The sequence below is a fragment of the Cupriavidus sp. 01L46 genome (assembly GCF_056399905.1).
Map to the genome: position 1 here is coordinate 1 of NZ_JBFTSF010000354.1, position 5841 is coordinate 5841.

Consider the following 5841-nt stretch of genomic DNA (forward strand, 5'->3'; position numbering starts at 1 on the left):
GGATCACATCAATGCCGCTGTCGAGCAAGAGAGCTTGGATCACATCAATGCCGCTGTCGAGCAAGAGAGCTTTGCCGGCGGCGCGGCCAAGGGCCTCCTTTACAGTGTCATCGAGACCTTGGGTGCGCTGGTGGGCGACCCCGACCTGCCAGAGCACGCACGCTCCGGCTACCAGGGCCTGCTGGAGACCGCGCGCGAAATCCGCTCGCGCCTCGAGGCCGGCAGCCACTGAAGGCGCTCCGGGCTCTCCGGTTATTCCCGCGTTTTTCGCGCATCCCGTGCGCGATKCCCGGGTGCGCGCGCTGACCGCCGCGCGCCTTCTCGCCATGGCATCCGATCCGGCCGTTACTCTCGCTTCATGACCTCGCTGCAATTTCGTCCCGGCCCCGACTTCCTGCCGCAGGCCGCCGCCGCGGCCTGGTATTTCCTCGACCATTGCGGGGAGCAGCAAGCCGCCGCGCATGTGGTGGTGCCCACCGCCGCGCAGATCCCCGGTGTGCGCCAGGCGCTGGATGCCGCCGCGCGCGCGGCCGGCAAGCCGCGGCTGCTGCCGCGGGTGGTCACCATTGGCCACTGGCTGCTCGACCTGCCGCCCGACCCGATCCCGGTGCGCAGCCATGCTGCGCGGCTGCTGGCCGTGCAGCAGGCCATTCGTGCGCAGGACTGGCTGCGGCGCGCATTTKGTGCGCAGACCGAGGCTGCGGCATGGGGGCTGGCGCAGACGCTGCTCGCCATCAGCGACGAACTGAGCGCGCGCTGGCTCGACKACGATGCCATCCGCGATGAAGACGTCGACGGGGACGATCGCGCGGCCCTGCTGCAGGGCGCGCTGGAGCGGACCTACGCGCATCTGTCCTCGCGTTTCCTCGGTGAGGAAGCCCGCATCGTGATGGCCTTCTGGCAAGCCCTGTCCGGCCCGGACGATCCGATGCCCGCGCGCCGCCGCACGCTGCATCGGCTGGCCCAGCACCTGGACGGGCCGGTCATCTGGCTCGGGCCGACGCCGCCCCAGCCGATCGAGGAAGCGTTCCTGCGGCAGGCCGCCGAGCTCGTGCCGGTGATCCGCATCGGCTATGACTGGACCGCGCAGCTAGCGCAGGCGCAGGGCAGCGCGCTCGATGCCGATCTGGGTGATGAGGACGGGGAGCTCGGCTGGTACGACACCTTGCTGGCACTGTGGCCCGAGGCGCGGCTGCCTGGCAAGAACGAAGCGGCCGCGCGCCGCGCGCCACGCAGCCTGCCGGCCGAGCGCCCGCGCGTGCGCGTGATCGGCAGCGCGCGCTTCGAGGACGAGGCCGGCGCTGCCGCCGAGCAACTGGTGCAGTGGCTCAACGAAGGCCGCCGCCACGTGGCGCTGGTGGCGCACGATCGCGTAGTAGCGCGGCGCGCGCGCGCGTTGCTGGCGCGGGCCGGTGCGCCGGTGCGCGACGAAACCGGCTGGAAGCTCTCGACCACGCGAGCCGCGGCTGCGCTGATGCGATGGTTCGACCTGCTCAACCAGGACGGCGATACCTCGGCCCTGCTCGACCTGCTAAAGAGCCCGTTCTGCCTGCCCGGCTTTGTGCTACGGGGGGAGGCCATTGCCGCGCTTGAGCGGCAGATCCGGCGCGATGGCATCACGGGTGGCTGGCGCCGCTTGCAGCAGCGCTTCCGTCCCGACACGGCTGGCCAGGCCACCGGCGATAGCAATGCCGCCGACGCCGCGCAAGATGACGCCGCACAAGACGACGCCCGCCGCGCCGCCCGGCAGGCCGCTTGCGAGCTGGTGCAGCACCTTGCGGCCGAAGCCGGCGCCTGGCCGCGCGGCAACGCGCAGCACCCGGTCTCGACCTGGCTGGAACGCCTCGATGCCATGCTGGAGGTGCTCGGCATGCGCGAGGCGTTGTCGGCCGACGATGCGGGCACGCAATTGCTCGAMGCGCTGGCGCGCCTTGCCGATCTGCCGCAGGACGAGACGGGTGCGGGCGCCACGCTCAATCTCGGCGAATTCCGCTCCATGCTGTCAGCCTTGCTGGAGTCGGTTGCCTACAAGGAGCCCTCGGCCAGCGGCGCCGCGCGCATCACCATCCTGCCGCTTAACGGCGCGCGCATGCGCCGCTTCGACGGGGTCGTGGTGGTGGGGTGCGACGACACGCAGCTTCCCTCCAGTGCGGCCGAGCTGATGTTTTTTTCCAACCAGATGCGGCGCGAGCTCGGACTGGAAGACCGCGAGGTGCGCTTTGCCCAGCAGGCACGCGATCTGGCCGAGGTCTTGCTGAACAACGACGACGTGGTGCTCACCTGGCAGCGCCTTGGCGCGCGTGGCGAGCCCAAGCATGTGTCGGGCTGGATCGAGCGGCTCAGCGCGCTGTGCTCGCGCGCGKGCGCGCCRATCGAGGCGAGCGCGCTGCCGGTGCTGCACGAGACCTTCGCCGAAGCCGGCGGCATGCCCGCGCCGGCGGCATCGGAGCTGGTGCCTGCGCGCTGGAGCGCGCAGGCGTACAACATGCTGCGCCGCTGTCCCTACCAGTTCTTTGCCGGCCGCATGCTTGGGCTGGCGGGGCTGGAAGTCGTCAGCGACGACCTGGAAAAACGCGACATCGGCGAGCTGCTGCACCGCGTGCTGCTGCGCTACCACCGCGAAGCGTCGCAGGAGGGCTTGCGCCGTGAAGACGCTCGCCTGGCGCGCCTGCGCGAGATTTCCGATCACGAGTTCGGCGCGCTGATGAAGGAAGACGGCAACGCCATCGGCTACTACCGCCGCTGGTGCGAAGTGCTGCCTTCCTACGTGGMATGGCAGGCGGAGCGCGAGGCGCAGGGCTGGTTCTGGGACGATGGCGAGCTCGACGCCACTGTCGACCTGCCTATGCCCGACGGCCAGCCGCTGCGCGTCAATGGCCGCATCGACCGGCTCGATCGCGCGCGCGACGGCAGCCGTGCGGTGCTCGATTACAAGACCCAGACCGTGCTGCGCTTGAAGCGCAAGGTCGGGGACGTGGAAGAGGATTGCCAGTTGCCGTTTTATGGATTGCTGCGCGCCGACGTTGCCGCCGGCAGCTGGGTGGCGCTCGAAGGCGCGAAGGACGGGCCGCCGGCGCCCCAGCGCGAAGTGAGCCTGCCTGACTTCGACGCCGCAGTGGCGTGGCTCGAACAACAACTGCGCAGCGACGTGATGCGCCTGCGCCAGGACGCGCCGCTGGCGGCCTTCGGCGACGCCAGCGCATGCACCTACTGCACCGCCCGCGGCCTGTGCCGCAAGGGCTTCTGGGAAAGCACGGCGTTGCCGCCGGGTATCGGGGGCCGCGCATGAGCATCCACGCCTATCTGCGCGATGGCCAGCCGGTGGCCGAGGCCGAGTTCACGCGCGCGGCTTGCGACCCCGCCAGCTCCGTGGTGGTCGAGGCTTGCGCGGGCAGCGGCAAGACCTGGCTGCTGGTGGCGCGCTTGCTGCGGCTGCTGCTGGCCGGCGCGGCGCCGCACGAGATCCTCGCCATCACCTTCACGCGCAAGGCCGCGGAGGAAATGCGAGAGCGCTTGCTGGAAGTGCTGGCGCAACTCGCGCGCGACGATGACGACGCGGTGATCGCCGCGCTCACGCAGCGCGGGCTGTCGCCCGATGGCGCACGCGCCGCGCTGCCGCGCGCGCGTGGCCTGCATGCGCAGGTGCTGGCCGCGCCCGGGCGCATGGCCATCGATACCTTCCACGGCTGGTTTGGCACGTTGCTGCGCGGCGCGCCGCTGGCGTCGGGCATCGTGCCGGGCGCCACGCTGCGCGAAGACGCGCTGCGCATGAAGCGCGAGGCCTGGGCGCCGTTCTGGCAGGCCCTGGCCACGCCGCCGTACGCCAACCTGCGCGTCGCCTTCGAGCGGCTGGTGGATGCCATCGGCGAGTTCCAGGCGCGAGCCTTGCTCGACGCCATGTTCCACGCGCGCAGCGAGTGGTTTGCGTTCCGCGAAAGCGCCGATCCCGCTGAGACGCTCGCCGCGGACCTGGGCGAGGATGCCCAGGTCGACGTGCTGCTGGAAGTGCTGGCCGATGACGGCTGGCTTGACACTTGCCAGGGCATGGCGTCGCAACTGGGCCGGGGCGGCAAGACCGAGCAGGCTCACGCTATGCGCCTGGCCGATGCGATCCTGGAGATCCGCGCTTGGCGCGAGGCAGGCGCCGAAGGGGGCGAGCCCGCGGAGCGCACCTTCGCGATATTGCGCGACGCGTTTTTCACCGCCGCCGGCAAGCCGCGCTCGCTACGCGCCACCACGGCGCTGACCAAGGCGCTCGGTGGTGAGGCGATGGTCGATGCGTTCCTCGCCGGGCACGGCGACATGTGCGCCGCGCTGGAGCAGATCGCGCAACGCCGCTGCGAGGCTGCGGTGCTGGCGGTCAACCTGGCGCTGTACGAGCTGGGCGACGCGCTGCTGACGCGCTACCAGCACCACAAGTCCGAGCAGCGCGCGATGGACTTTGCCGACCTCGAGTGGCTGGCCGCGCGGCTGATGCGCGACGAAGAGACCGCGACCTACCTGCAGGTCCGGCTCGATGCGCGCTACCGTCACCTGTTGCTCGACGAGTTCCAGGACACCAACCCGCTGCAATGGCGCATCCTGCAAGGCTGGCTGGCCGGCTACGCAGGCCTGGGTGAGCGGCCCACGGTATTCCTGGTGGGCGATCCCAAGCAATCGATCTATCGCTTCCGCCGCGCCGATGCGCGCCTGTTCCAGACCGCCGGCGAGATGCTGCAGTCGGGTTTCGGCGCCACCGTGCTGCGGACCAACCGCACCCGCCGTAACCGCCCGGAAGTGCTCGATTGGGTCAACGCGGTGTTCGACACCGCGCGCGCCGATGGGCGCTATCCGCTGTTCGAGACGCAGACGACCGCGCTGCACGAGCCCGGCGGCCCGGTGTGGCTGTTGCCGCTGGTCGAGCCCGAGGCGGAGCCGGCACCGCAGGACGACGCGGCTGGCGATGACGATGAGGCCGCGCGGGACTCCGCCACGCACCGCGATACGCTGACGCAGCCGCGCCAGCACGAAGGCGATTCGCTGCGGCTCGAAGAGGGCCGGCGCGTGGCGGCCTGGCTAAAGCATGTCCGCGCCACTGTGCCGGTTGCCGACAGCAATGGCCCGCGGCCCGCGCGCTGGAGCGATGTGCACTTGCTGGTGCGCCGCAAGACCCATCTGGCGGAGTACGAGCGTGCTTTCCGCGAGGCTGGCATTCCCTGCCTGAGCCCGCGCCGCGGCGGCTTGCTGGCCACGCTGGAAGCGCTCGACCTGTCCGCGCTGCTGGCGTTCCTGATGACACCGGAGTCTGACCTGGACCTGGCCCATGTGCTCAAGAGCCCGCTGGTGGGCGCGACCGACGAGGACCTGATCGCCATCGCGCAGATGGCCCAGGCGGGCGAGGCGCGGCCAGGCTGGTGGGCCTGCCTGCGGGAGCAGGGGCTGCCCGAGTTCGGCAGCCCGGCACTGCGCGATGGTGTCGCGCGCCTGCGCCACTGGCTGGAGGTGGCGCCGCATCGGCCGGTGCATGACCTGATCGACCACATCTACCATGGCGGCGAAGTGCGCCGGCGCTACGCCGAGGCCGCGCCGGCCGAGATCCGCGACCAGGTACTGGCCAACCTCGATGCCTTCCTCAAGCTCTCGCTCGACCTCGATGGCGGGCGCTACCCGAGCCTGCCCAAGTTTATTGACGAGTTACAGGAAATCCGGCGCGGCGAAGAAGGCGAAAGCCCGGATGAAGGCGGCATGGCCGATAGCGCCGAAGACGCGGAAGGCGAAGCCGATGCCGATGCCGACGACGCTACCGACGCCGCCAAGGGGCTGGAGGCCCTTCTCACCGTGCACGCCGCCAAGGGGCTGGAG

Annotated in this window: 3 protein-coding genes; all 3 read left to right on the forward strand. The window is 70.7% G+C overall.

Translation table 11 applies throughout. The features are described 5' to 3' along the window. Positions 1 to 7 precede the first annotated feature (7 nt). Positions 8 to 232, forward strand: a complete 225-nt coding sequence (locus tag AC1DS3_RS34050) for a hypothetical protein (RefSeq protein WP_477128907.1) — start codon at positions 8 to 10, stop codon at positions 230 to 232. 126 nt (positions 233 to 358) lie between these two features. Continuing rightward, on the forward strand, positions 359 to 3289 hold the full coding sequence (locus AC1DS3_RS34055; protein ID WP_477128905.1) for a PD-(D/E)XK nuclease family protein: 2931 nt from the start codon (positions 359 to 361) through the stop codon (positions 3287 to 3289). Then, the coding region (locus AC1DS3_RS34060; protein WP_477128906.1) for a UvrD-helicase domain-containing protein at positions 3286 to 5841 on the forward strand (2556 nt) is incomplete at its 3' end. The genes AC1DS3_RS34055 and AC1DS3_RS34060, both read left to right, overlap by 4 nt.